The organism is Micromonospora sp. NBC_00389 (assembly GCF_036059255.1).
Taxonomy (GTDB): domain Bacteria; phylum Actinomycetota; class Actinomycetes; order Mycobacteriales; family Micromonosporaceae; genus Micromonospora.
This window is the reverse complement of record NZ_CP107947.1, coordinates 6,336,488-6,362,235: the sequence shown is the minus strand read 5'-3', so window position 1 is coordinate 6,362,235 and position 25,748 is coordinate 6,336,488. Positions and strand designations below refer to the sequence as shown.

The 25,748-nt window shown below is 69.3% G+C and carries 21 protein-coding genes; 12 read left to right on the top strand and 9 right to left on the bottom strand.

Annotated elements, in window-relative coordinates:
* Positions 1–20: 20 nt before the first annotated feature.
* Positions 21–149: a hypothetical protein gene (locus OG470_RS30065; protein ID WP_328417714.1), complete on the top strand. Its 129-nt coding sequence runs from the start codon at positions 21–23 to the stop codon at positions 147–149.
* 132 nt (positions 150–281) lie between these two features.
* On the opposite strand, the gene OG470_RS30060 is transcribed toward OG470_RS30065, so the two are convergent.
* The gene (locus OG470_RS30060; RefSeq protein ID WP_328417713.1) at positions 282–2,636 is read right to left on the bottom strand and encodes an AbfB domain-containing protein; all 2,355 of its coding nucleotides are present in this window, start codon (positions 2,634–2,636) and stop codon (positions 282–284) included.
* 240 nt (positions 2,637–2,876) lie between these two features.
* Between OG470_RS30060 and OG470_RS30055 the strand changes: the two genes are divergently transcribed.
* The 5 genes from OG470_RS30055 to OG470_RS30035 all read left to right on the top strand — a co-directional run bounded on the left by OG470_RS30055 (position 2,877) and on the right by OG470_RS30035 (position 9,080).
* The gene (locus OG470_RS30055; protein WP_328417712.1) at positions 2,877–3,893 is read left to right on the top strand and encodes a LacI family DNA-binding transcriptional regulator; all 1,017 of its coding nucleotides are present in this window, start codon (positions 2,877–2,879) and stop codon (positions 3,891–3,893) included.
* Between the two features lie 241 nt (positions 3,894–4,134).
* Positions 4,135–5,676, top strand: a complete 1,542-nt coding sequence (locus OG470_RS30050; protein ID WP_328417710.1) for an LPXTG cell wall anchor domain-containing protein — start codon at positions 4,135–4,137, stop codon at positions 5,674–5,676.
* Positions 5,677–5,847: 171 nt separating this feature from the next.
* Positions 5,848–6,588: a GNAT family N-acetyltransferase gene (locus tag OG470_RS30045; protein WP_328417708.1), complete on the top strand. Its 741-nt coding sequence runs from the start codon at positions 5,848–5,850 to the stop codon at positions 6,586–6,588.
* A gap of 136 nt (positions 6,589–6,724) precedes the next feature.
* Positions 6,725–7,519 (top strand): S1 family peptidase, encoded by a 795-nt coding sequence (locus OG470_RS30040; protein WP_328417706.1) that lies wholly within the window; start codon positions 6,725–6,727, stop codon positions 7,517–7,519.
* Positions 7,520–7,649: 130 nt separating this feature from the next.
* Positions 7,650–9,080: an FAD-dependent oxidoreductase gene (locus OG470_RS30035; RefSeq protein ID WP_328417704.1), complete on the top strand. Its 1,431-nt coding sequence runs from the start codon at positions 7,650–7,652 to the stop codon at positions 9,078–9,080.
* Positions 9,081–9,103: 23 nt separating this feature from the next.
* Here OG470_RS30035 and OG470_RS30030 read toward each other — a convergent pair whose 3' ends face one another.
* On the bottom strand, positions 9,104–10,522 hold the full coding sequence (locus tag OG470_RS30030; RefSeq protein WP_328417702.1) for a WGR domain-containing protein: 1,419 nt from the start codon (positions 10,520–10,522) through the stop codon (positions 9,104–9,106).
* A 224-nt stretch (positions 10,523–10,746) separates the two neighbouring features.
* On the opposite strand from OG470_RS30030, the gene OG470_RS30025 reads away from it, so the two are divergent.
* Complete coding sequence (locus OG470_RS30025) at positions 10,747–11,787, top strand: intradiol ring-cleavage dioxygenase (RefSeq protein ID WP_328417700.1); 1,041 nt, start codon at positions 10,747–10,749, stop codon at positions 11,785–11,787.
* Between the two features lie 362 nt (positions 11,788–12,149).
* On the top strand, positions 12,150–15,005 hold the full coding sequence (locus OG470_RS30020; protein WP_328417698.1) for a glycosyl hydrolase: 2,856 nt from the start codon (positions 12,150–12,152) through the stop codon (positions 15,003–15,005).
* A gap of 93 nt (positions 15,006–15,098) precedes the next feature.
* On the opposite strand, the gene OG470_RS30015 is transcribed toward OG470_RS30020, so the two are convergent.
* Complete coding sequence (locus tag OG470_RS30015; RefSeq protein ID WP_328417696.1) at positions 15,099–16,034, bottom strand: SDR family NAD(P)-dependent oxidoreductase; 936 nt, start codon at positions 16,032–16,034, stop codon at positions 15,099–15,101.
* A gap of 245 nt (positions 16,035–16,279) precedes the next feature.
* Here OG470_RS30015 and OG470_RS30010 point away from each other — a divergent pair, with 245 nt between their 5' ends.
* The 3 genes from OG470_RS30010 (at position 16,280) to OG470_RS30000 (ending at position 18,059) form a co-directional block, all read left to right on the top strand.
* A complete protein-coding gene (locus OG470_RS30010) occupies positions 16,280–17,185 on the top strand; it encodes a LysR family transcriptional regulator (RefSeq protein ID WP_328417694.1) in 906 nt (301 codons plus the stop codon).
* A 164-nt stretch (positions 17,186–17,349) separates the two neighbouring features.
* On the top strand, positions 17,350–17,472 hold the full coding sequence (locus OG470_RS30005; RefSeq protein WP_328417692.1) for a ribosomal protein bL36: 123 nt from the start codon (positions 17,350–17,352) through the stop codon (positions 17,470–17,472).
* 119 nt (positions 17,473–17,591) lie between these two features.
* Positions 17,592–18,059 carry a MarR family winged helix-turn-helix transcriptional regulator gene (locus OG470_RS30000; RefSeq protein WP_328417690.1) on the top strand — a complete coding sequence of 156 codons (468 nt, stop codon included), beginning with the start codon at positions 17,592–17,594 and terminating at the stop codon, positions 18,057–18,059.
* 37 nt (positions 18,060–18,096) lie between these two features.
* On the opposite strand, the gene OG470_RS29995 is transcribed toward OG470_RS30000, so the two are convergent.
* From OG470_RS29995 to OG470_RS29970, 6 genes are all read right to left on the bottom strand, one after another.
* Positions 18,097–18,660 carry a gluconokinase gene (locus OG470_RS29995; protein ID WP_328417688.1) on the bottom strand — a complete coding sequence of 188 codons (564 nt, stop codon included), beginning with the start codon at positions 18,658–18,660 and terminating at the stop codon, positions 18,097–18,099.
* On the bottom strand, positions 18,650–19,879 hold the full coding sequence (manD, locus tag OG470_RS29990) for a D-mannonate dehydratase ManD (RefSeq protein ID WP_328417686.1): 1,230 nt from the start codon (positions 19,877–19,879) through the stop codon (positions 18,650–18,652). Before manD ends, OG470_RS29995 begins: the two co-directional genes overlap by 11 nt.
* 74 nt (positions 19,880–19,953) lie before the next feature.
* Positions 19,954–21,102: a galactonate dehydratase gene (gene dgoD, locus OG470_RS29985; protein ID WP_328417684.1), complete on the bottom strand. Its 1,149-nt coding sequence runs from the start codon at positions 21,100–21,102 to the stop codon at positions 19,954–19,956.
* Positions 21,103–21,109: 7 nt separating this feature from the next.
* Positions 21,110–21,925, bottom strand: a complete 816-nt coding sequence (locus tag OG470_RS29980) for a carbohydrate ABC transporter permease (protein ID WP_328417682.1) — start codon at positions 21,923–21,925, stop codon at positions 21,110–21,112.
* On the bottom strand, positions 21,922–22,869 hold the full coding sequence (locus tag OG470_RS29975; protein ID WP_328417680.1) for a carbohydrate ABC transporter permease: 948 nt from the start codon (positions 22,867–22,869) through the stop codon (positions 21,922–21,924). Before OG470_RS29975 ends, OG470_RS29980 begins: the two co-directional genes overlap by 4 nt.
* Before the next feature lie 70 nt (positions 22,870–22,939).
* On the bottom strand, positions 22,940–24,178 hold the full coding sequence (locus OG470_RS29970) for an ABC transporter substrate-binding protein (protein ID WP_328417678.1): 1,239 nt from the start codon (positions 24,176–24,178) through the stop codon (positions 22,940–22,942).
* 186 nt (positions 24,179–24,364) lie between these two features.
* Here OG470_RS29970 and OG470_RS29965 point away from each other — a divergent pair, with 186 nt between their 5' ends.
* Positions 24,365–25,129, top strand: a complete 765-nt coding sequence (locus OG470_RS29965; protein ID WP_328417676.1) for a FadR/GntR family transcriptional regulator — start codon at positions 24,365–24,367, stop codon at positions 25,127–25,129.
* Positions 25,130–25,748 lie beyond the last annotated feature (619 nt).

Genomic DNA, 25,748 nt, shown 5'->3' with positions numbered 1-25,748 from the left:
TTAACCTGCGACAGTGGCGGATGTCAATGCCTGACCTTCATCGCCATCACAGCGAAGGAAATCTTCAGATGACATTGACGGCGATCATCGATTTGGTGGCACTCTCAGCATTCGACACCGGCGACGTCTACGAAGAAACCGCCCTCTGACCACAACGAGAACGCCGGGGGCCTCCAGTACTACCGCTTCGCCACGCCTGCTGACCGCGGGCGTCCCGGCCAGGCCGGAACCCCCGCGGTCAGCCGATGGCTACGACGACCCTGCCGTCGGCCGCTGACTGGTCAGGGTGCCCAGGGAGCGGCGATGTTCCAGGTGCTGTCCGCGGCCCACAACGTCGGCGTGTTGTACACGTCGCCGCCGGTGCCGTTGCTGAGCCAGACCTCCGAGTTGTAGTGCCGCAGGTACCTGCCCCGGAAGTTGTACGACTCCAGCGACACCCCCGTGCCGGTCAGGCCCACCCGGGCGCACCAGGTGGCGTCGGCGCGCGTGAGCGCGGAGCCGTCGTTCGGCGAGTTGCGTACCCGGGACGCCTGATGGCGCAGGTACTGCCCCGGATAGTTGACCGACTCGAACGAGTAGCAGTTGGTGTCGGCCAGGCCGGGCCGGATGGTGTAGGTGGCATCGTTCTTGAGCAGGTCCGGGCTGCCGGCGTCGACCACCTCGGTGTAGGCCAGGCTGTCCTGGTGGCGCAGGTACCGGTTGGTGTAGCCGGGCGTCGTCACCTGCAACGACCGCCGGGTGTTGACCGGGAGCGCGACGGGTGCCGAGCTGCCGATGGTCTTCGACGCGTTGATCAGTGCGGTGTTGGCGGCACGGACGCGGGCCTGATCCATCTTGATCACCTGACGGTCATAGGTGAGAAAGCCGTTCAGCTCGCCCTCCAGGTCGGTGATCTCCGTGTAGACCGAGGCGCTGAGTCCCTTGCCGAGCATCAGGTTCTGGGTGCCCTGCACCAGCCCCACGTAGCGGTCCGTGAGCGCGGTCGAGCTGGTCTGCCACTCGTAGGCGAAGAATTCGCCGTTCGGGCTGTACTCGTGGCCCGGGGTGTGGATGCCCAGGCCGCCGAACTCGCCGAGCGCGGCGACGCGGCTGTTCGACGGTACCGGGGAGTCCGGTCCGAGGTAGACGTGCCAGTCGTCGATGTCGCCGTTACCGGGGTTGCCGAGGGACTGGCAGCAGTTGTGGCCGCTGTGTGGGTTGACCAGGCGGGTCGGGTCCTGGTTCTTGATGTTCTGCGCGACCCGACGGGTGTCGGCCAGGGCCCGCTCACCCCAGCCCTCGTTGTACGGCGTGTATTCGATGACGGCGGGGGAGCTGCGGTGCTCGTCGACGATCTCGCGTGCCTCGGTCTCGAACTGCGCCTGCTGCGCGTCGGTGGGGTTGATGTCCTGCGCCGTCATCGACGGGATGTCCTGCCAGACCAGCAGGCCGAGCCGGTCGGCGTGGTAGAACCAGCGCTGCGGTTCGACCTTGATGTGCTTGCGCACCATGTTGAAGCCGAGGTCCTTGTGCTTCTGCAGGTCGAAGGCGAGCGCGGCGTCGGTCGGCGCGGTGTACAGCCCGTCCGGCCAGAAGCCCTGGTCGAGGGTGCCGACCTGGAACACGAACTGACCGTTGAGTTTGGGACGCAGCACCCCGTTCACCAGGCCGGTGGTGATCTCGCGCATGCCGAAGTAGTGCGTGGTCCGGTCGACGGCGGCACCGCCGGCGTTGCGCAGGGTGATCCGGAGGTTGTAGAGGAACGGGTCGTCGGGTGACCAGCGGCGGGCGTTGGGTACCGGCACGCTGAAGTCGGTGAAGCCGCCGGTGGCGGTGCCGACCACGGTGTTTCCGTTCAACGCCTCGGCGAGCACACTGTGGCCGCTGACGTCGCCCCGGGTGAAGACCCGCACCCGCAGGGTGTTGTTGCTCAGGTTCGGGTAGACGTCCACGCTGCTGATCGAGGCCGTGGGCACCGGCTCCATCCACACTGTCTGCCAGATGCCGGAGCTGGGCGTGTAGAAGATCCCGCCGGGTTGCTTGGTCTGCTTGCCGATCGGGGGCAGGCTGCCGTTCTGCCGGGTGTCGGTGGGGTCCCACACCTTGACGACGATCTCGTTGGCTCCACTGGTGAGCTGCGGGGTCACGTCGAAGGTGAAGGCGTCGTAGCCACCGGTGTGCGCTCCGACGCGGACGCCGTTGACCCAGACGGTGGTCTGCCAGTCGACCGCACCGAAGTGCAGCAGCGTCCGCCGGCCGGACCAGTTCGGCGGGATGGTGACGGTGCGTCGGTAGAACAGGTAGTTGCGGTTGTCGTTGGCGGCCCGCTGAATGCCGGAGAGGGCGCTCTCCACCGGGAACGGCACGTTGACCCGCTCGGGCAGGTTGGTGTTGAACTGCGGGGCGTCGTCGGTGGCGGACTGGCGTAGCTGCCACTCGCCGTTGAGGTTGAGCCAGTCAGGCCGGGTCATCTGCGGTCGCGGGTACTCCGGCAGTGGCGTGCCGAGCAACGCCTGGTTGGTCCACGGGGTGGTCAGCGGCGGCGTTTTGGGCGGTACGGCGTGGGCTGGCGGCGCCGGCGCGGCGAGGACGCCGGCGATCAGCGCGAGGATGAGCAGCAGGGGCAGGGCGGGGCGGATGGGGACGTGACGTGTCATGCCGTCTCCGAGGGGCGAGTCGCCGCGGGCGGTGCAGCTGGGCCCGAAGCGCGTTGGCGGTGGGCATCGGGTGGTCACTCGACCGGGGGCGGGCCTCATCGACAGATGTCCGTGGGATTTCCATCAGCAAGCAACGGCAATCATATTGACATCCATCACCACCTGTTTAACGTTATAGAGGCACGGCGGACGTCCCGTCAATCCTTGCCAGCCGCCGGTGGCACCCGGAGGGGTCGGTGGATGGGCGTCAGCCTGAAGGACATCGCCGAGCGCGCCAGCGTCTCGCTGGCCACGGTCTCCAACGTGGTCAACGGGTACCGACCGGTGGGGGAGCGGACCCGGCAGCGGGTGCAGCAGGCGATCGACGAACTCGGTTACAGCCCCAACCTGAGCGCCCGGCACCTCCGCCGGGGGCGTACCGGCCTGATCGCCCTGGCCATTCCGGAGTTGAACAATCCCTACTTCGCCGAGCTCGCCGAGATCGCTATCCGGGAAGCCGCCGGGCTTGGCTACACACTCCTCATGGAGAACACCGCCGCGGACCGGGACGCGGAGCTGCTGCTCCTCGACGGCTCCCGGCGACACATCATCGACGGCCTGATCTTCAGTCCGGTGCGGATCGGTCGGGAAGAGGTGCTGGCCCGGACCGCCGACAGCCCGCTCGTGCTGATCGGCGAGGGCGTCTACGACGTACCGCACGACCACATCGCCATCGACAATGTCGCCGCGAGTCACGCGGCCATCCAGCATCTGGTGGCGATCGGACGCCGCCGGATCGCGTTCATCGGCGCTGCTCCGGGTGGCGACAGGCAGTCGGCGCACCTGCGCATGCGCGGCTACCGGGAGGCCCTGGAGGCAGCCGGCCTGCCGTTCCGCCCGTGGCTGGTCGCCCGTACCGACGAGTTCGGCCGGCTGGACGGCAGGAGGGCCATGCGCGACCTGGTCGCCCTCGGCGAGCCCCCGGACGCGGTCTTCGGCTACAACGACCTGATCGCCATCGGCGCGCTCCGGGCCTTGACCGAGGCCGGTTGCCGGGTGCCGGAGGACGTCGCGGTGATCGGCATCGACGACATCGAGGAGGGACGGTTCAGCACCCCGACCCTCACCACCATCGCGCCGGACAAGGAGGAGATCGGCCGGCTCGCGGTGCGCCGCCTGGTCGCCCGGATCGAGGGCACACAGGTCGCGGCACCGCTGACCGTGCAGACGCCGTTCCGCCTGATCCGCCGGGAGAGCACCGGTACACCAGGCGCGTGACGACCAGGCGTTTCCCCATCAGGCCGGCGGAGCGTAGCGGCAGCTTCCGGCGTGTTCAGCGAGGTCAGGAGCCCCATTTCAGTGACATCCGTGAGAGTCTGACCTCGCTCCGCAGCTCGACGTACCCCGCCGTGCTCCGTCACCTTGCTCGGCGGGGGCTCAACCGGACGGCCGGTGGTTGGCGCGCTCATCCCGCGCCGAACTCCGCCTGCCCACCGTCAATAACCGGAGGAACCCCGCTATGAATCCGTATCCCGCCCGGCGCTGGCTTGCCGGGTTGGCCGTCGTCGGCGCGCTCCTGACCGCGTCCACGGGCATCCCCGCTGCTGCCGCGGCACCTGCTGCTGCCGCGGCACCGGCCGCTGACGTCGCGATCTACGCCAACAGTGTCACCGTCGCCCCGGACGGCCCGCAGAAATGGGTGGCGCTCAACCCGGTCGGCAGCCGGCGTCCCAGCGCCTACACGGTGCGGGTGGACCGCAGTGCGGTTGCCGCGTTCGCCAACGTCGAGGAGGAAGGCGAACGTGCCTGCACGACGGAGGGTGCCATCATCACCTGCACGGGCGACGACAAGCCGGACTCCACGGACCTGCTCAGCCTGCGTGTGACGGCTCGCGCGGGTGCCGAGGTGGGTCAGCGAGGCGAACTGCTGTTCACCGTCACCGTGCCCGGCGTGGGCACCGGAACCTACCGCTCCACCGTCGCCATCGGCGAGGGCGTCGACCTCGCCACCGAGTCCGAGTTGTCGCTCGACGGCACGCTCGGCTCGTCGGTCACCGTACCGCTCAGGGTGGCGAACGCTGGTACCAAGACCGTCAACGGGGCAGTGCTGTACGTGTTCGGCTCCTACGGGTTCACGCCGTCCAAGCGGTACGAGAACTGCGAGTACAGCGACAGCGTCACCGAGATGAGCGGCTTTGCCTGCACGTTCGACGATTCGCTGGCACCCGGTGAGGCGGTCGGCGTGGACCCGACGTTCGGCGGAACGATCCCTGCCGACAGTTGGGCGCCGAACCGGCACCTCAGCTGGGCCTTCTGGTTCACCCCCGCCGACTGGGCGGAGTTCCGTAACCAGTACCGGCCGGAAGGGCCGCTGGGCCCCAAGGGGACCGACCCGGCTCTGAAGCTGGTGCCGGTCAGCGGCGCACAGGCCCGCTCGCTCGGGCAGACCGACACTGAGTCCGTCAACAACGACACCACGGTGACGCTGACCGTGGCCGGCGACCAGCGCGCCGACGCCGCGGCGGTGGGCGCCACCGTCACCGGTGCGGTCGGCGCCACCGTCCCGATGACCGTCGGCTACACCAACAACGGCCCCGCGCGGGCCGGAGCCGACGGCCAGCAGGGGCTCGCCATCGCGACCATGGTGACCCTTCCCGCAGGCGTCACCGCGGTCACCGTGTCGAAGTCCTGCGTCGACCCGACGGAGGAGGAATGGCTGCCGGGCAAGCCAGGCGCGCGGCACTACGAGTGCACGGCCGGCCACACGATCGCCCGCGGCGAGCGGGCGACGTTCGAGTTCGGACTGCGGATCGACCGGCCCGGCAGCCAGTCCGGCACGGTGAAGCTGTACACCTACTCCGGCGACGGCCCGCTCAAGGACCTGAACCCCGCCAACGACAGCGCGAAGATCATGGTCAACCCGGCCGGCGGCGGGGGCGGTTCGCTGCCGATCACCGGTGCCTCCACTGGGCTGATCGCCGGCCTCGGCGGCCTACTGATCGCCCTTGGCGTGGGCGGCTACCTCCTGTCCCGCCGTCGGCACACCCGTTTCGCCGCCTGATCGACCGCGCCTCCACCGGTGCCCCGCCGACCCTGGTCGGCGGGGCATCATCGTCGTGCGTGCGGGTGACCGGGTGGTCCCGCCGTGCGGTCGTGGGCGTGAGCTGGCGAAAGGGAAAGGGCGGACGGAAACCCGGGTGCTACCGCCGGACCGATCCGCTATGGTCCGCGGATGGATCTTGAAATCGTGACGGTCGCGCAGCGGCCCGAACTGGCGCCGCTGCTCGACGACTTCGACGACGCCTGGCCGGAGTTCATGAGCTGGGATCCGATGGCATCGCTGTACTACGCGGTGGCCGACAGGCTGTACCCGGAGTTCGTTCTCCTCGCCGTCGACCCCGCTGAGCCGGACCGGGCGGTGGCGCGTGCCTACAGCGTGCCGCTGTCCTGGACCGAGGAACGGCTGCCGCCGGGCGGATGGGATCGGATCGTGCAGCGGGCGACGATCAACCGCCTCGCCGGCACGTCGGCGAACACCGTGTCGGCGCTGGAGATCTGCGTCCGCCCCGAGGCCCGCGGCCGAGGCCTGTCCGCTCGGTTGCTCGACGCGATGCGCGAGAACACCCGCCGGCTTGGCTACCACACCCTGGTCGCCCCGGTACGCCCCAGCGGCAAGCACGAGGTTCCCGACGAGCCGATGGACCGGTACGCCTTCCGTGTCCGCGACGACGGCCTGCCGGTGGACCCGTGGTTGCGTACGCACGTGCGCGCTGGCGGGAGGATCGAGTCGGTGGCGCCACGGTCGATGACGATCCCGGGCACGCTGCAGGAGTGGCGGCGGTGGACCGGTCTGCCGTTCGACCGCACCGGCCAGGTGCACGTGCCGGGTGCGCTCGTCCCGGTCTGGTGCGACGTGGAACATGACCACGGCGTCTACGTCGAACCGAACGTGTGGGTCCGCCACCAACTCTGACCCGCCACCGCGATCCATAGCGTCGGCAGTAGGACCCAGAGGGGATGTCCTACCTGATCCATTGATATCAATATGATGGCCGCAATCTTGAATCAGGTGCGCTTACGAGGCGTGCCTTCCTGATGCGGAGGAATGCATGGTTCGCTGGCGTACCCTCACTGGCCTGTTGGCCACCGTGTTGGCCGCGGTGACCGCGGGCAGCCTGGCTCTCGCGGCGCCGGCGGCCGCGGCCGACAGCCCCATCACGCCGAACGTTGTCGGTGGCACCCGCGCCGCCCAGGGCGAGTTCCCGTTCATGGTGCGGCTCTCGATGGGGTGCGGTGGGGCCCTGTACAGCGCGCGGTTGGTGCTCACCGCGGCGCACTGCGTGGGTGCCACCGGCACCAACACCAGCATCACCGCGACGCTCGGGACGGTCGACCTCCAGTCGTCCAGCCGGATCACCGTCCGGTCGAACTACGTCTACCGGGCTCCCGGCTACAACGGCAGCGGCAGGGACTGGGCGCTGATCCGGCTGGCCACCCCCGTCACCGGGCTGAGCACGCTGAAGATTGCCAACACGACCGCCTACGACACCGGCACCTTCACCGTCGCCGGCTGGGGCGCCGCACGCGAGGGTGGAGCACAGCAGCGGTACCTGCTCAAGGCGACCGTCCCGTTCGTCAGCGACTCCGTCTGCAACTCCAACTACGGCGGCGACCTCATCCCCGCACAGGAAATCTGCGCCGGCTACGCCAGCGGTGGCGTGGACACCTGCCAGGGTGACTCGGGCGGCCCGATGTTCCGCCGCGACGCCAACAACGCCTGGATCCAGGTCGGCATCGTCAGCTGGGGCAACGGCTGCGCGCGACCCAACTACCCCGGGGTCTACACCCAGGTGAGCTACTTCGCCTCGACCATCGCCTCGGCCGCAGCAAGCCTCGGCGGCTGATCGTACGACCGATCGGGCGGCCCGGCCGGCGACGGCCCGGGCCGCCCGCGTGTGCTCGGAGCAATGACTGTGGTGGATATCGTGGTTACGGTCGTGGGTGAGGTTTCCCGACCACCTGAGGAGCGACCGCATGCCACCCTCCCCGTCCCGGCTCTTCGCCGAGATAGCAACGGCTGAAAGTCCCGCTCAGACCACAGTGGTCATGCGGCGTGCGGTGGTACTCGGCGGCAGCATCGCCGGGCTGATGGCGGCCCGGGTGCTGAGCGACCACGCCGAGGAAGTGCTGATCATCGAGCGGGATGCCTCCGATATGGATGGTGAGCCCCGGCCCGGTGTGCCGCAGGGCAGCCAGGTGCACGCGTTGCTGCCCTCCGGTCAGATCCAGTTGGAACGCTGGTTTCCGGGCATCGTCGACGAGGCGCTCGCGCTCGGCGCCCCGCCGCCGCCAGGCGACGTGGGCACGGCGAAGATCTTCGTGAACGGTGAACTGGGGCTGCCGCCGGAGCCGTCCGGCACCGGGCCGGCGCTGATCACGACGCGACCGTTCCTGGAAGCGCTGATCCGGCGGCGGACCCTCGCCGTCGGGAACATCCGGATGGTGTACGGCCGGGCGGACGGCCTGGTCCTCGCCGACCGGCGCGTCACCGGCGCCTCCTACGTGCCGGAGGGCGGCAAGGAGCCGGTCGTCGAACCGGCGGACCTGGTGGTCGACGCGATGGGGCGGTCCAGCCGGCTGAGCGACTGGCTGGCGGACAACGGGTGGCCTCGCCCGCCGATGCAGCGGATGCCGATCAAACTGAACTACGCGACCGCGCTCTACAAGCAGGACGAGAAGGTCAGCGATACCTGGGTGGTGGTCTACCACACCATGGCGGGCAAGGGCCGTACCGCGCGGATCGGCGGGATCAACTCGGTCGAGGGAAACCGCTGGATCATGTTGGTGGCCGGCTACGACGAGGACAGGCCCAGCCGCGACGTAGCCGACTTCACCGCCCGCTGCCGCGAGCACTATCCCCGGATGTTCGGCGACATCGCCGAACATGGGGAGATGCTCGGCGGGGTGGTCACGTACCACCAGGCAGACAGCCGACGCCGGGACTTCCACAAGCTTGACCGGATGCCCGCCGGCCTGGTGGCCGCCGGCGACGCGGTTGCCTCTTTCAATCCGGTGTACGGCCAGGGCATGACCTCCGCGACGTTGCACGCCTCCTGCCTGTCGGCGTACCTGCGGTCGGACCCAGAGCTGGACGAGCCGGCGCGGGCGTACTTCGACCAGGTCCGCGTGATCGTCGATGCCGCGTGGCAGGTCTCCACCTCCGCCGACATCGAGCTTCCGCACGTCGACGGACCGTACCCGCCCGGCTACAAGGTCACGAAGTGGTTCGGTGATCTGCTCTTCCGGACCTCGCTGACCGATCCGGTGCTCAACGCCCGGCTGAGCCGGGTCACCACCATGCTCGACCACCCGGCGACGCTGAGCCGGCCCGGCACCCTGCTCCGGGCGCTCCGACTCGGCCTGTTCCGGAGCCGTTCCGCCACCGCCTCGCCCGACAGCCACTGACCGCCTGAACCTGGACGCCTCGCTCAGCGCAGCCGGCGGATGTCGCCGTACGCGCGGTAGAACCCGCCGCGGCCGGACTCGCGGATCTCGGTCACCAGGTAGCGGGCACCCGGCTCGCGGATGCCCTTGGGGAACTGCACCGACCAGTCGCGCCGGTAGCCGTCGGAAACCACCTGGACCCGCAGCCGCCCGTGATCGTCCAGGCACTGCACCACCACGCCCGCACCGGCGTCGCTGGTCACCTCGACCACCATCGGCTCCACGGTCCGCGGCGCCTGGCGGGGCGCCTTGACGTCCAGCACCTCCGGCACGTCGCCGACCTGGGCCGCCCGGATCGCCGGCTCGCTGGCATCGATGCAGGCCAGATGACCGCCGGTGGTGACGACGTAGAGCCGATCGTCGCGGTACTGCATGGAGTACGCCGAGCCGCAGCCGGTGCCGAGCTTCCACAGTCGGGTGCCCGCTGCGTCGAAGCAGTAGATCGAGGACTGGCTGTCGCCGGCGAAGACGTACCGGCCGCCCTCCGCGGTGGCGCAGGAGAAGACCGGGGCGTCGCACCGGTAGCTGCGCTCGACCCGACCGTCCTTGGCCAGCCGCACCACCTCACGGGTGCCCGTCCCGGCGAACACGCTGCCGGGCTCCTGCCACCCGAAGAGCACGGAGCCGGTCGTGGTGTGCCACAGCTCGCGGCCGGTACGCCAGTCGTAGCCGGTCACGCCCTGCGAGTGGCCGTGGTAGAGCGCGTCGGCGTCGCAGCGCACCATCCAGGCGGAGCGACCCCGCCCGGGCCGGCGCCAGAGGAACTCGTCCTCGTGGTCGATGGCGGCGATCCCGCCGTCGGCGTCCGAGACGCCCAGCACGCCGTCGTGGATGTCCAGCCAGTAGATGTCGATCTCGGGGGCGATCGCGTACGCCACCCGGGGCACCTTGCCGGAGAGGTCGTAGACGTTGCCGTCGTCGCAGCCGGCGTAGATCCAGGCGTCGTCGGCGACGATGCACTTCACCCCGTCGGGGAGGCGGACCTGGCTGCGGACCTGGGCGTCGTGGCCGAGGGTGGTGATCACCCCGTGCTCGTTGCCCACCATGCAGTGCTGATCGTCGACGAAGATGCCGAAGGCGGGGGCGCCGGAGTCGTAGCGCCAGAGCACCGGGGCGGTGTGGGCGGTGGAGCGGGTGCTGACGATCTGCCGGCGGGAGACGCTCCGCCTCTGCCGGACGCCGGGGACCGCCGGGGCGTACCCCTTGCGGACCTTCTCCCCGATCTTCTTCGCCGCGGCCGCCCGGGCCCGGGCGTTGTCCGGATAGGCGCTTGCCTTGATCTGCCCCTGGTCGCCGATCCGGCCGTAACGCACGGTCAGCATGGCGTCGTCGACAACGACCTCGTAGAACTTGTGCGCACCGTCCACTTCGGACAGTTCGAGGTAGGTCGTCTCCTGGGACATGGGGGCCTCCGAGGGGGTCAGCGATCGGCCCGACGTGGCCGGCGCGGCGACAGTCCCCACACACTAACCGTCACCCCCGACAAGATCAGTTGCCGGTGACGGCGGCGAGTACCGGCCGGGTTCGGCCTCACAGCAGTTTCCTAGCCTCGGCATAGCTGGCTCCCCGGAACCGCGGCCATCGTCGAACTCGCGGAGACGCCGTGAGCCGCGACCGGAGGTATCTGATGCAGCATGACCAGCAGCGCCAGCCAGGGCCGATGTACGAGGGCCGCCCGCTGGAGCGGCCCGAGGAGGATGTCGTCGACCAGGGTCTCGGCTTCGACATCGGAACCCTGATGGGCCGCCGGCAGTTGCTGCGGGCGGTCGGCCTGGGCGTGACCACTCTCGGCCTGGCGGCATGCGGGAACGGGTCGGGCGGCAGCCCGTCACCACCGACGTCCTCGTCGGCGGGCGCGAGCGCCACGACCGGTGAGATTCCCGACGAGACCGCTGGCCCCTACCCGGGCGACGGCTCGAACGGCCCGGACGTTCTGGAGCAGAGCGGCGTCGTCCGCAGCGACATCCGGTCGAGCTTCGGTGGGGCCAGCGGCACCGCCGAGGGTGTCCCCATGACGCTTGAGTTGACCATCCAGGACCTGGCGAAAGGCGGTGGAGCCTTCGCCGGAACGGCCGTCTACGTCTGGCAGTGTGATCGGGAAGGCCGCTACTCACTGTATTCCGAGGGCGTCACCGACCAGAACTACCTCCGCGGCGTGCAGATCGCCGACGCGCAAGGGAAGGTGCGGTTCACCAGCATCTTCCCGGCCTGTTACACCGGTCGCTGGCCGCACATCCATTTCGAGGTCTACCCCGACCAGGCCAGCATCAGCGACTCCACGAAGGCGATAGCCACCTCCCAGGTCGCCCTTCCGAAGGACGTCTGCGACAAGGTGTACGCCGAAAAGGGCTACGAGGTGTCAGTCAGGAACATGTCGCAGGTCTCCCTGCAGAACGACAACGTCTTCGGCGACGATGGCGGCGCGCTCCAACTGGGCACCGTGACCGGTGATGTCAGCCACGGCTACGCCGTGTCCCTCGCCGTCCGGGTCGACACGGCCACCACCCCGACCGGCGGCGGTATGCCCGGTGGCGGTGCCCCCGGCGGCGGTATGCCCGGTGGCGGCGCCCCGTCCGGCGCACCCCCGCGCCCCGACATGTCCGGTGGACCCGGCGGACCCGGTGGGCCCCCTCCGACGGGGCAGCCGCGCCCGAGCGGCACAAGCTGACATCCTCGCGCCCAGCACCGCCTTCGCGCGGCGGCAGATCATGGTGATCACGAGGTGAGAGTGCGGTCCGGGTGGGCGGCCCGCGATGCGGCGATCTGAGGCGGCGGCGGTGCTGGCAGCACCGCCGCCACCGTCGTCGTGGGGCGTGCTGCCGTGAACGGCTTGCCCACGGCCACGTCTCCGCTCGTCGGGCGTTCGAATCGCCGACATCAGCGCGGAACCCCTTGGAAACATTGACGAGGGTCTCGGTGCTCGATTACCGTGCCGATCGAGAGAGCGCTCTCTCACCTAACCTTCTCCTCAATTACGACGAAACGCGTCGAGGCCGGTAAGCCGGCGTGTCGGCGCGCGATGGAGGCACCATGAAACCTCCCGTCCCACACCGCCGATGGGCCCTGGCCGCCACCACCGCTCTGGTCCTGGCCGTCAGTGGCCTTGCGGTCGCCGTCACCCGCCCCGCGGAGGCTGCCCCCGTCGGCGCCGGCAGCTACACCACCACCCCGGTCGGCCCGCTCCCCACCGGCTGCGGCCCGATGTCCAGCAACCCCCGACAGTTCGCCACCGCCAACGCGCCAGCCGGTGCGATACCCACCAACGACTGGTGGTCCTCGCTGCTCTGGAAGCGCACCGACTGCGCCTTCAGCGAGCCCCTGCACGCCCACCCGCTCTCGTACGACACCTTCACCGACGGCCTCGGCTTCTCCGCCAACTCCACTCCCGCCATCAGCGGCACCTCGACCGGCGTCGGGGAGTACCACTACCCGTACGTCCAGGACATCCGGGTCGGCGTGGCCGGGCTCGGCGCGCCCGTGGTCAAGGTCGACGGCTGGACCGACTGGACGGTCAGCCCACACTGGAGCGACGGAGCGCGGACCATGCGCGCCACCATCGGCCACGGCCTGCCCTTCGCGTACTTCCAGACCAGCGGTGGGGACGCGGTGATCAGTACGGCCGGCACCGCCGACGTCTGGTCCAACAGCGGCGCCACCATCGGCTTCCGGGTCAACGGCCACGACTACGTCGGGTACGCCCCCAGCGGCGCCAGCTGGACTGTCGGCGCCGGCCGGATCTCCTCCACCCTGGCCGGTCGGGGCTACTTCTCCGTCGCTCTCCTGCCGCCCACGGCGAACGCCACGGAGCGCGCCGACCTGGCGACGACCTACGGCCGGTACGCGCACGCCCACGTCACCGGCACCACCGTCTCGTACGCCTACGACCAGGCGACCAGCGGGCTGACGACCACGTACGCGTTCACCACGACCGCCCGGGAGGGGAGCGCCACGCAGACCGTGGTCAGCCTCTACCCGCACCAGTGGAAGTCGCTGGCCGGCTCGACCCCGATCACTCCGACGTACCCGTCGGCGCGTGGCCGCATGAAGGTGCTCACCGGCGTCAACCAGTTCCGCACCTCGATGAAGTTCCAGGGCGTCCTGCCGGAACTGCCGGCCGTCGGCGACGGCAGCGGCGCCGACCTGGCGACGCTCAACAGCCACCTGGCCGCCGCCCGCGCGAACCCGATGGACCAGCGCGGTGGCGACACGTACTGGACGGGCAAGGGGCTCGGCCGGGCGGCCCGACTGGCCGAGGTGGCCGACCTGGTCAATGACACCGCGACGCGGGACAGCGCGCTGAACGCGATCCGCACCACGCTCACCGACTGGTTCACCGCCTCCAGCGGCAAGGCCGCGAAGGTCTTCTACTACGACGCCAACTGGGGCACGCTGATCGGCTACCCGGCGTCGTACGGCTCCGACCAGGAACTCAACGACCACCACTTCCACTACGGCTACTTCATCGCGGCCGCCGCGACGCTGGCCAAGTTCGACCCGGCATGGGCCGCCACCAGCCGGTACGGCGGCATGGTGGACCTGCTGATCCGGGACGCCAACAACTACCGCCGCGACGACACCCGCTTCCCCTACCTGCGCGACTTCGACATCTACGCCGGCCACGACTGGGCGTCCGGGCACGGCTCGTTCGGCTCCGGCAACAACCAGGAGTCCTCGTCGGAGGGGATGAACTTCGCCAACGCCCTGATCCAGTGGGGGCAGGCAACCGGCGACACCGCCGTCCGTGACGCCGGCATCTTCCTCTACACCACACAGGCCGCGGCCATCCAGGAGTACTGGTTCGACGTCAGCGACCAGAACTTCCCCGCCGCCTTCGGGCACTCGACGGTCGGCATGGTCTGGGGCGACGGTGGCGCGTACGCCACCTGGTTCAGTGCCGAGCCGGAGATGATCCAGGGCATCAACCTGCTGCCGGTCACCGGCGGACACCTCTACCTGGGCAACAACCCGGCGTACGTGCGGACGAACTACGCCGAACTGGTCCGCAACAACGGCGGCCAGCCGACGGTGTGGCAGGACATCCTCTGGCAGTTCCAGGCCCTTGGTGACGGCGACACGGCGCTGGCGAACCTCCGTGCGAACCCCGGCTACGCCGTCGAGGAGGGGGAGAGCCGGGCACACACCTTCCACTGGATCCGCAACCTCGCGGCGCTGGGCACCGTCGACACCACGGTGACCGCCAACCACCCGCTGTCAGCGGTCTTCTCGCGCAACGGGGCGCGCACCTACGTGGCGTCGAACTCGACCGCCACGCCGATCACGGTGACGTTCTCCAACGGCACCACGCTGGCCGTAGCGGCCGGGCGGACGGCCACCACCGGTGCGTACACCTGGAGCGGCGGCAGCGCCGCGGGCGGCGTACCCCCGACCACCCCACCGCCGACCACCCCGCCACCAACGCCGGGCACTCCGACGCGGTACCTGTTGCCGGGCGGCGGGCTGGGCGCCGCTGGCGGTGCCGCCACCACCACGGTCGCGGCGGCCAACGGAAACCACGACGGTACGCCGACGAACCCGCAGGTCTTCACCGCGACCGGCCTCAACCTCGCCTACTCCGGAGGGCAGACCGCGTTCGACCTGTTCCTGGACGCCGGCTCGGCGGTCGGTAACGGCGTGCAGGTGCGGGTCTCCTACGACCTGACCGGCAACGGCAGTTGGGAGAGGGTGGAGACCTCGCGCTACTTCGCCACCGACCCGGTTCCCGGCTACGAGCACTACACCCAGAACGCCGGTCTGGCCTCGGCCACCGGCACGTTGGGCGCGCTGAGCAACGGCACGGTCCGGGTCGAGGTCTGGTCGGCGATCGGCAACAACCCGAGCACCCTGGGCATCGGCAACCAGTCGGTGCTGCGCCTTCCGTACTCCTGATCCACCCGCCCACGCCGCCGCCGGTCGAGACACGGCCGGCGGCGGCGTGGTGCGACGGGATGGGCCACCCGGATGTGGTGGGGATCGGTGCGGTCAGCCCCGCGGTGCGTCGGCGAGCAGGTCGAGCGAGACCTGCCACAGTCGCTCCGCCGCCGCGGGGTCGATCGCATGGTCGGCGACGCCACTCAGCGGTGTTTCGGCGGTGTGGCGCGCGGCCTGGTTGCAGTCCTCGAAGTACCGGCCGCCGATGCCCTCCAGCTGCGGCCAGGCTGCGAGCAGCACCGAGGTGGCCGCCCCCTGCTCCGGGTTCTTGAAGTCGTACTCCGGAAGCTGCGCGTAGTCCTCCTCGGTGAGGTGGCGCCCCAGGTTGGTGGTGACCGCGCCGGGGTTGGCCGCGTTGACGGTGATGCCGTCGCCGGCCCAGCGCCTGTTCGCCTCGACCGCGAACAGCGCGGTGGCCGTCTTGGACTCGCCGTAGGCGAGGAGACGGTCATAGGGGCGCTCGTGGAAGTTGATGTCCTCGAAGACGATCGGCGCCTGCACGTGTGCGATGGAGCTCAGCGACACCACGCGGGCCCGGCCGGCCGCTGCGAGCGCCCGGTGCAGCCCGGTGGTAAGCGCGAAGTGGCCGAGGTGGTTGGTGGCGAACTGCAGCTCCCAGCCCTCCGGCGTCCGCATCTCCGGGGTCGCCGATACCCCGGCGTTGTTGACCAGAATGTGCAGGGGGTCTTTCCAGGCGGTGACGAAGGCGGCGACGGACCCCTGGTCGGACAGGTCCAGAGGGACGACCCGGACCAGTTGGCCCGTGGTGGCCTGGATGTCCTTCGCTGTCCGCTCGCCGGCCTCCCCGTTCCGTACCGCCAGGGTCACCTCGGCGCCCGCGGCGGCGAGCGCCCGGGCGGTCTCGACGCCGATGCCCGATGAGGCGCCGGTGACGATGGCGCGTTGCCCGGTGAGGTCGACACCGGCCACGACGTCACTGGCGGTGGATCGGGCGTTGAAGGGTGTGGTGACGCGGTCTGCACTCATGAATGGGCTTCCTTCGAGATCTTGTCGTTGCGTGTCCGGCGGTGCGAACCGGGTCGGCAACTGCACGTGTGTCCGGTTCCGGCGCTCGCCGTGGCCGGTGATTCCGGCCTGTCCTGCCGCCCGGCTGGTCATGTCCGCACGGCCCGGGCCGTGTCCGCACGCCGGTGCGGCTCCCGGAACGATCCTGCGCGGCGGCCCGCGAAGCGTCCAACACACGCTTCCTGGCGTGGCTACAGTCTGATCCTGTGACCACCCCTGAGCTGCGGCAACTGCGGTATTTCCTGGTCCTCGCAGAGGAACTCAGCTTCACGCGGGCCGCCGCCCGCCTGATGATCGCCCAGCAGTCGCTGTCCCAGCAGATCACCGCCCTGGAACGCGCCCTCGGGGTGAAGCTGTTCGACCGCGGCACCCGCGGCACCACCCTGACCGACATCGGCGCCCTGTTCGTCCCCGAGGCCCGCGCCGTGACGGACCGCGCCGAGGAGGCCGTCGCCGTCGTGGGACGGGCCCGCAGGGGCGAGGTGGGAAACCTCAGCCTGGCCTTCCTGACCACCGTCGCCAACCACCTCCTGCCGCCGGTGGTCCGGGCCGTGCGCCACCAACTCCCCGACCTTCGCCTGACGACGGAGTCCACCGGCATCGCGCCCCTGGTACAGGGTGTCCTCGGCGGACACTATGACCTCGCCTTCACCCGACCCCCGCTGGTGCCCGGCCTGCAGTCCAGGACTCTGGCGACCGAACCGGTGTGCGCCGTACTGCCCGAGGGTCATCCGCTCGCCGAGCGGACCGAACTGAAGCTCTCCGACCTCGCGGACGAACCGTGGGTGATGACCCCGCACAGCTCCTGGGAACCCTGGCACCGCACCTTCGACGATCAGTTCCGGGAAGCGGGCTTCGTACCGAACGTCGTCCAGGAGGAAGCCAGCGTGCAGAGTCTCCTCGGCCTGGTCGCCGCCGGGCTGGGAGTCACCCGCCTGGCCCGCTCGGCACGCAGCCTTCGCCGCACCGGCGTGGTGTTCGTTCCGCTGACCGGCGCCTTCGTGCACACCGAGATGGTGTGGTTGTCGGGCAACACCTCACCCGTCCTGCGCCGGCTCGTGGACGTGGTCACCGAACTCGCGGCAACGACCGACCTGACCCAGACCGGCTGACACGGGGTGCCGTGGCATGAGCGACGCCCCGTCGGGTACGCGAACGGGGAGCGACCTTTGCAGCACAACGCCGAGTCAGCGGCGAGCGCCGCCGCGACGGTGGACGGCACGGCTGTGCCGGATCGTCCTGCGGGAGCGGGTATGACCAGGAGAGGGTGGTTGCGATGAAGGTCAGGAACTCTCTGCGCGGGTTGAAGAACAAGATGAACTCGATCGTGGTACGCCGCCGGGGCAGGACTTTCGTCATCAACAAGAACGACCGGCGCCAGAAGGCCCGACAGGGCTGAGAGCCGACTCACCCAACACCGCTGGCCGGCGTGCCATCAGCTTTGCGTGCCTCCTTGACCTCAACCAAAGTCGAGGTTCTAGATTCGCTCCACAAGCGATCTTTCAACGGAGGCTCCGCATGGCGACGCAGCACCTTTCCGATGCCGAGCTGGCGGCTCAGCCTGCCGCGTACTGGACCGGCGTGGCCTATGAGGCCCTCATCGCCTTCACCCGGGCCCGGCAGGCCGAGTTCGGCTTCACCCAGCCCCAGTTCTGGCTGCTGCGCAACCTGTCGAAGAACGACATCTCGCCGGACGGCCATGGCATGACCATCACCGAGCTGAAGCTCGCGATGAGCAGTTACCTCAGGCCCGAGGACGATCTGGAGGCCGAGGCAGAGGTTCTGCTGGAGCGGGCTTGGCTCACCCGTGATGACCAGGGACGGTTGTGGATCACCGAGGACGGCGACGAGGCTCGTGCCGACCTCAAGAAGCACGCTCCGGCGATCCGCGATCGAATCCACCAGGGCATCGAGGACACCGACTACGTGACGGCCCTGAAGGTGCTCCGGCAGATGATCCGAAACACGGACGGCCCCGTGACCTGAGCGCCTGGACAGCCCCCGAGCCGTGCTGTTCGTCGCGCTATGTGGCGAGCACGTCGCGGCGAAGTAGACCGAGACGGTCGACTGCGGTCGACACGAGCGAGGCCGGGGGCAGCGCGAGGTCGAGCACCAGACCCGGCTCGCCCGGCCCGAACCGTTCCAGGATGGCCAGCTGGGAGTCCAGGAGGCTTGCCGGCATGTAGTGCCCGGCGCGCTGGGACATCCGCTCCCGGATGATCTCCGCCGTCCCGTCCAGGTGGAGGAAGTCCACGGTCGGTGGTCCTTCCCGGAGCACCTCCCGGTAGGACCGCTTCAACGCCGAGCAGGCCAGCACCGTCGACACGCCTTCGGCGTCCCGGCTGGCCATCCAGTCGGCGAGGGAGCGGAGCCAGGGCCAGCGGGCGTCGTCGTCGAGAGGTACGCCCGAGCGCATTCTCGCCACGTTGGCCTCGGAGTGGAACTCGTCGGCCTCGGCGAAGGTCAGGCCGGTCAGGTCGCTGATTCCCCTGGCCACGGTCGTCTTTCCCGCCCCGGACACGCCCATCACGACGACATGTCGGGGTGGGTCGTGGCGAGGGGGAGTGGCACGGTGCTCACCAGTCATGGACGGTCCCGTCCTTCAGGCGGTTGAACGGGAGGTAGGCCGGTACGTACGGGAACCGGTCGGCGGCCTTCTCGTCGAGCTCGACGCCCAGCCCCGGCTGCTCACCCGGATGGAGGTAGCCGTCGGCGAAGGTGAAGGACTGCCGGAAGACCTCGTTGGTCAGGGCTCCGTGCCGCATGTACTCCTGGATGCCGAAGTTGTGGATGGCCAGGTCGAGGTGCAGGGCGGCAGCCATGCCGACGGGTGAGATGTCGGTCGGGCCGTGGATACCGGACTTGATCTGGTACTGCGCCGCGAAGTCCAGCAGCCGGCGCATGGCAGTGATGCCCCCGGTGTGGGTCACGGCGGACCGGACATAGTCGATCAACTGTTCCCGGATGAGCGTCTGGTAGTCCCACACGGTGTTGAAGACCTCGCCGATCGCCAGCGGCGTGGTGGTGTGCTGGCGTACCAGCCGCAGCGCCTCCTGGTTCTCCGCCGGAGTGCAGTCCTCAAGCCAGAACAGGTCGTACGGTTCGAGATCCTTACCGAGCCGGGCGGCTTGGATCGGCGTCATCCGGTGGTGACCGTCGTGCAGCAGCGGAAGCTCGGGCCCGAACTCGTTACGTACCGCCTCGAAGACGCCGGGCAGATGACGCATGTAGGCGCGGGTGTCCCAGTCCTCCTCGGCCGGCAGCGGGGTGCGCTGCGCCGGTTCGTAGTCGTACCGCTTGCCGTCGGCGCTGGGCTGCGCGGCCACCCCGTAGACGGCGTTGATGCCCGGGACGGAGGTCTGGACCCGGATGGAACGGAAGCCGAGGTCGAGATGGTTGCGGATCGAGTCGAACAGCTCCGGGATGTCGCGACCCGAGGCATGGCCGTACGCCATGATGCCGGTCCGCGACGCGCCGCCGAGCAACTGGTAGAGCGGCATGCCGGCGGCCTTGGCCTTGATGTCCCAGAGCGCGACGTCCACGGCCGCGATCGCCGCCATGGTCACCGGCCCGCGCCGCCAGTACGCCGAGCGGTACAAGAACTGCCAGGTGTCCTCGATGCGGTGCGGATCGCGCCCGATCAACAGCGGGACGACGTGATCGCGCAGGTACGAGGCGACCGACAGTTCGCGCCCGTTGAGGGTGCCGTCGCCCAGGCCGGTGAGCCCGTCATCTGTGGTGATCTTCAGGGTGACGAAGTTGCGGTCAGGGCTGGAGACGATGACGTCCGCTGCGACGATCTTCACGTGGTGCCTTTCTCAGGTGCCGCCTGGGCGGGGTTAGCGGATGGTGCTTGCGGTCCCGTGGCCGTCGAGCAGGCTCACCATTCCGCGTAGGAGCCGTCGGGGTGCCGGAAGGTGGGGCTGCGCCAGGCGTGCCCGCGCTTGTCCGCTGCCCGTACCGCCTGCTCGTCGATCTCGATGCCGAGCCCGGGGGCGGTGAGTCGCTCGATGTGCCCGTCGACGAAGGTCAGCGGCGTGGTGTCCAGGACGTAGTCGAGCACCTCGGCGCCGAGGTTGTAGTGGATGCCGATGCTCTGTTCCTGGATCAGGTAGTTGGGCGTGGCGAAGCCGATCTGCAGGCACGCCGCGAGGGCGATCGGCCCGAGCGGGCAGTGCGGGGCGAGCTGCACGTCGTAGACCTCGGCGAGCGCGGCGATCCGGCGTACCTCGGAGATCCCGCCGGCGTGCGAGAGGTCCGGCTGGGCGACCGCGATGCCGGCCTGGAAGACGGGCAGGAACTCCTGCCGGCTGTAGAGCCGCTCTCCGGTCGAGACGGGCGTGGTCGTGGACCGCACGAAGTCGCCGATGAGGTGGGAGTTCTCCGGTACGACCGGCTCTTCGAGGAAGAGCGGCCGGTACGGCTCGAGCAGCGGGGCGACGCGGCGGGCGTTGGCGAGGGTGAACCGGCCGTGGAAGTCGACGGCGACGTCACGCTCGTCGCCCAGCACCTCCCGGGCGGCGGCGACCCGCTGGACCACTCCGTCCAGCTCGGCGACCGACGCGATCGGGCTCATCCGCCCGGAGGCGTTCATCTTGACCGCGGTCAGCCCGGCCTCCACCTGCGCGGCGATGTGGTCGCGGACCTCGTTGGGCTCGTCGCCGCCGACCCAGCCGTAGACCCGGATCCGGTCCCGGACCGGGCCGCCGAGCAGTTGGTGCACCGGCGCTCCGTACCGCTTGCCGGCGATGTCCCACAGCGCCTGGTCCAGGCCGGACACAGCGCTGGCCAGGATCGGGCCGCCCCGGTAGAAGGAGCCCTTCGTCATGGTCTGCCAGTGGTCCTCGATCCGCAGCGCGTCCCGGCCGATCAGGAGCTCGCTGAGCTGCTCGACGGCGGTCCGGACGGTTTCGGATCGGCCCTCGCAGGTCGCCTCGCCCCAGCCGACGATCCCGGATTCGGTCTCGACGCGGACGAAGAGCCAGCGGGGGGCGACCAGGAAGGTTTCGACCCGCGCGATTGTCGTCACGGTGTCCTCAGCCCTTCGTCGCGCCGGCGGTGAGGCCGGAGACGACGTACTTCTGCACGAACAGGGCGATCACCATGATCGGCAGGGTGACGACGCTGGCCGCCGCCATCAGGCCGCCCCAGTCGATGCTGGCGTAGCCGACGAAGTCGAAGATCGCGACGGGCAGGGTCTTGGTGTCGGCGCCGGAGAGCACGAGGGCGAACATGAAGTTGTTCCAGGAGAAGATGAACGACAGGATGCCGGCGGTGGCCACGCCCGGTATCGACAGCGGCAGTGTGATCCGGCGGAACGCGCCGATGTGGGTCAGCCCGTCCACGAGCGCCGCCTCCTCGAGTTCGTGGGGCAGGCTGTCGAAGTAGCCCATCATGATGTAGACCACCAGCGGCAGCGACACGAACATGTGGCTGAGGACGAGCACGCTGAACCCGCCGACCATCTTCAGGTTGGAGAAGACGTAGTACCAGGGGACCAGCAGGGAGACGCCGGGGATGACCCTCGCCATCAGCACCACGAGCGCCGACTTCTTCATGTTGAAGCGGCTCATGGAGTAGGCCGCGGGGATGCCGAGGACGAGGGAGAGCGCGGTCGCCGCGAAGGCCACCCAGAGGCTGTTGCCGATGAACTGGACGTAGTTGGCCTGCTCCAGGACGTTGGCGTAGTTGTCCAGGGTGGGCGAGAAGGCGAGCGCCTTGCCCGTGTCGTAGATGTCGACGTTCGTCTTGAACGACGCGGCGACCATCCAGAGCAGCGGTGCGAGCAGCGCGATCACCACGACGGTGAGCGCCACGACGCGGAACACCCGGTAGGCGGGGCTGGACCTCATCGCTGCGACTCCTTCCTACGGGACGTCAGGGCCCACATCGACCCGATGATGATCAGGAAGAAGATGATGAGGACTGTCGATGAGATGCCGTACTCGTTGTAGTCGAAGCTCAGGCCGTAGGCGTACACGTTGAGCGTCTCGACCTCGTGGAATGAGCCGCCGCCGCGACCCTTCGTGGCGTAGAGGATGTCGAAGGTCTTCAGCGCGTCGATGCCGCGCAGCAGGATCGCGACGACCACGGTCGGCATCACCAGCGGCAGGGTGACGTGCCGGAACCGCTGCCAGGCGCTGGCGCCGTCGATGCGCGCCGCCTCCTGGGGCTCGTCGGAGAGCGAGGTCAGGCCAGCGAGGAGGATCAGCACCACCATCGGGGTCCACTGCCAGACGTCGATGAAGATCGTCGTGGGCAGCGCCGAGTGCTGGCCGGCCAGCCATGGTTGGGGTCCGATGCCGATCCAGCCGAGGGCCTGGTTCGCCAGACCGATGTTCGGGTCGAAGATGAGCCGCCACATCATGCCGACCGCGACCGGGGTGGCGACCAACGGCATCAGGATGGCGACCCGGACCCATTTCTGGCCCCGGAACGGTCGCCACAGCAGCAACGCGACCGCCATGCCGAGGACCACCTCGAACAGCAACGCCACGACGGTGAACCCGGCGGTCCGGCCGACGGCGGGCCAGAACCGGTCGGTGTCCGAGAGCACCTCGACGTAGTTCTGGAAGCCCACGAACTCGGACTCCGCCCGGACCGAGCCCTCGGCGTCGGTGAGGCTGAGATAGCCGGTCCAGGCCAGCGGGAAGATGATCAGTGCGGCGACGAAGGCCATGGCCGGCGCCGCGAAGAGCCACTTGCGGTGGTCGTTGGCCCAGCGTGCCCACGCCGGAGTGTCCGGCGTCTCGGTGGCGCGGCGGGGCGGTCTGGTGGGAGTGGTCACTGCTGCCATGAGATCTCCGGGGTGGGCGGGCCGGACGGGGGTGGCGGAGCCGGTCGGCCCCGCCACCCCCGCGCCAGGCTTACTTGGCCTCGTCGTCCAGGAACTTCTGGAACGCCTCGTTGGCGGTGTCGGCCGCAGCCGCCGCGTCCTTGCCGGCGATGGCGTCGACGATCGGCTGGCCGACGATCTCCCGCGCCTGCGCGACCTTGTTGACCAGCGGGCGGTCGTGACCCACGCCCTCCTTGGTGCTGGCCGCGATGGCCTCGACGAGGTCCTTCGGGTACGTCGCCGTGCCCTCCGGGTTGGCCCAGACCGAGGCACGCGCGCCCGGCACGCCGGACTTCTGCTGCGCGAGCGTCTGCTCCTTGCTGGTCGCCCACTCGACGAACTTCCAGGCGTTGCTCTGGTTCTCGGAGTTGTCGTTGATGCCCAGCGCCCAGGAGGGGATGTTGTACGGCTTCGAACCGGCGGGACCGGCCGGGAAGGGCGCGAAGCCGACGGTGTCGGAGACCTTCGACTTGGCCGGGTCGGTGGCGTTCTTGTAGAGCGAGTTGGCCTCGGTGTAGAACGCCGCCTTGCCCTGGGTGAAGATGGCCATCGCCTCGGGCCAGCTCATGTCGGTGCTGACGTTTGCCGGGCCGTGGTCCTTGAGGAGCCCGCCGTAGTAGGCGTACGCCTGCTTGGCCGGCTCGCTGTTGACGGTGGCCTTGCCGCTGCTGTCGACGAAGTCACCGCCGAAGCTGTAGAGGAAGCTGGAGAACTGGGTGACCGCCGGCGACTTGCCGGTACGGGCCACGAAGCCCGCCATGCCCGGGTCGGCGGCCTTGATCTTGGCTGCGGCCGTCTTGAGCTCGTCGAGGGTCTTCGGCGGGGCCGTCAGACCGGCCTTGGCCAGCAGGTCCTTGCGGTAGTAGAGGACCTCCTGCTCGGTGATGATCGGGACACCGACCGCCTTGTCCTCGTACGAGGTGGCCGTCACTGGGCCGGCCTGGAAGTCGCTGAAGTCCCAGTCCTTGTTGGACTTCACCTCGTCGGACAGGTCGGCGAGGTACTTGTTCTTGGCGAACAGCTTCCCCTCCTGCAGGGGGCGGTACATCATCACGTCGATGTCGCTGGAGCCCGCGTTCAGCTTGACGTTGTACTGGTCGGAGAGCTGGTCCTCGCCGAGCTGGGTGATCTCGACCTTCAGGCCGGTCTGCTTCTCGAACTCGGGCAGAGCCTTCTTGATGTTCTCCGTCCACACGTGATTCGCCAGGGTCACCCGCACCGTCGTCGACGCGGCGCTGTCGTCACCGCCGCCGCATGCCGACAGGCCCATGGCGGCAACCACGGCCAGAGAAGTTCCGAATATCGATCGACGCCGCACGTCCATCTCTCCTTCTGTCGTGGTCGCCGCCCCGGGGGTAGGGCGGAACCTCGTGTTTACATCCGCTTAACGTCCGGATGCTAGGCCGATAAAGCGGATTTATTCAAGGGGTGATCTTCAACTGATATGCTTCATGGCGTGGACCCGTCCTCATTAGGGGTTGCAGCCGTCCAGAAGAAGGCCCCTGCCGAGGCCGGGCTGCACGCGCAAGTTCTCGACCACCTCGGCACCGCCATCTGCGGTGGCCAGGTGACGCCCGGCTCCGTCCTGAACATCGACGAGCTGGTCGACCGCTACGGGGTGTCCCGCTCGGTCGTCCGCGAGGTCCTGCGGGTGCTGGCCTCCATGGGCTTCATCGAGACCCGGCGCCGGGTCGGGGTGCTGATCCGGCCGGCGCGCGACTGGAACGTCTTCGACCCGCAGGTGATCCGCTGGCGACTGGCCTCGGCCGGCCGGATGGCGCAGATGCGCTCGATCACCGAGTTGCGGACCGCCGTCGAACCGCACGCCGCCTGGCTGGCCGCCAGCCGGGTCGACCACGACGAGGCGAGCGATCTCGTCGGGTTGGCGGCCAAGATGTGGGCCGCCGGGAAGGCCGGGGACGAGGCGCGCTTCCTCCAGCTCGACATCGAGTTCCACCGGCGGGTGCTGGCCGCCTCGGGCAACGAGATGTTCGTCAAGCTGCAGGAGTTGGTGGCGGAGGTGCTCACCGGCCGCCACCACTACGACCTGATGCCGCACTACCCCCACGAGCAGGCCCTCCAGCTGCACGCCGACGTGGCGCAGGCGATCCAGCGGCACGACGGCGACCGTGCCCGGGCCGCCATGGTGCAGATCATGGAGCAGGCGTTCGGCGAGATGAAGTCGATGTGGGACCAGACCGGCGAGCCCGGTCAGGGCTGAGCACAGTCGCAGCGCTGGTTGCGCGCAGGGTTCGCCCTGCGCGCCGACTTTCCAGCTGAGCTTCGCCACGTCGTCTCCGTGATGGTGCTATCCGCGCCAGGCGCAACGCCGTTCTCTGCCGCCGGCCAGTCACTCGGGGGACACCGGCGGCACCTCGCTCGGCGCAGCCGGCCGTGGTCGGCGTCGGGCCGCCGAAACCCTTTCGCAAGCTTTTCAGCGGCCCCGTCAGTCGTTTGCGGTCCCATGCTTCCGGCAACCGAAGTGCGCAGGCATCGTCCTGAGGCCGGCAAGGACATCGGCGAAGGCCGTTTAGTTTTTACTGCTTCGACATCTTGCCGAAACCGTTTTCGTGCGACACGCTAGCGGCGGAGTGACATCCACCACCTCGGTCGCGGCGGTAACGACGTGACGCACGAGCCGCGCCGGATCCGGCGGGAGGCGGAGGCGCGATGAGGACGTACGCGGCACCGCGCACGGAGGCGGTGCGATCAGCAGCGTTGCCGAGGGTCAACCCAATACGTCGAGCGGTCAGCTGCGACAGCGCGGCGCAGACGATCCACATAGGGCGGCAACACGGCACGCCACCGCAAGCGACTGACGCGGGCGACGCGGACCGGAT

Coding starts and splice junctions, on each gene's coding strand:
- OG470_RS30065 (WP_328417714.1), top strand. CDS start 21: ATGTCAATGCCTGACCTTCATCGCCATCACAGCGAAGGAAATCTTCAG.
- OG470_RS30060 (WP_328417713.1), bottom strand. CDS start 2,636: ATGACACGTCACGTCCCCATCCGCCCCGCCCTGCCCCTGCTGCTCATC.
- OG470_RS30025 (WP_328417700.1), top strand. CDS start 10,747: ATGCAGCATGACCAGCAGCGCCAGCCAGGGCCGATGTACGAGGGCCGC.
- OG470_RS30000 (WP_328417690.1), top strand. CDS start 17,592: ATGGCGACGCAGCACCTTTCCGATGCCGAGCTGGCGGCTCAGCCTGCC.
- OG470_RS30040 (WP_328417706.1), top strand. CDS start 6,725: ATGGTTCGCTGGCGTACCCTCACTGGCCTGTTGGCCACCGTGTTGGCC.
- OG470_RS30055 (WP_328417712.1), top strand. CDS start 2,877: ATGGGCGTCAGCCTGAAGGACATCGCCGAGCGCGCCAGCGTCTCGCTG.
- OG470_RS30045 (WP_328417708.1), top strand. CDS start 5,848: ATGGATCTTGAAATCGTGACGGTCGCGCAGCGGCCCGAACTGGCGCCG.
- OG470_RS29970 (WP_328417678.1), bottom strand. CDS start 24,178: ATGGGCCTGTCGGCATGCGGCGGCGGTGACGACAGCGCCGCGTCGACG.
- OG470_RS29975 (WP_328417680.1), bottom strand. CDS start 22,869: ATGGCAGCAGTGACCACTCCCACCAGACCGCCCCGCCGCGCCACCGAG.
- OG470_RS30035 (WP_328417704.1), top strand. CDS start 7,650: ATGCCACCCTCCCCGTCCCGGCTCTTCGCCGAGATAGCAACGGCTGAA.
- OG470_RS30005 (WP_328417692.1), top strand. CDS start 17,350: ATGAAGGTCAGGAACTCTCTGCGCGGGTTGAAGAACAAGATGAACTCG.
- OG470_RS30015 (WP_328417696.1), bottom strand. CDS start 16,034: ATGAGTGCAGACCGCGTCACCACACCCTTCAACGCCCGATCCACCGCC.
- OG470_RS30050 (WP_328417710.1), top strand. CDS start 4,135: ATGAATCCGTATCCCGCCCGGCGCTGGCTTGCCGGGTTGGCCGTCGTC.
- OG470_RS30030 (WP_328417702.1), bottom strand. CDS start 10,522: ATGTCCCAGGAGACGACCTACCTCGAACTGTCCGAAGTGGACGGTGCG.
- OG470_RS29980 (WP_328417682.1), bottom strand. CDS start 21,925: ATGAGGTCCAGCCCCGCCTACCGGGTGTTCCGCGTCGTGGCGCTCACC.
- OG470_RS29995 (WP_328417688.1), bottom strand. CDS start 18,660: ATGACTGGTGAGCACCGTGCCACTCCCCCTCGCCACGACCCACCCCGA.
- OG470_RS30020 (WP_328417698.1), top strand. CDS start 12,150: ATGAAACCTCCCGTCCCACACCGCCGATGGGCCCTGGCCGCCACCACC.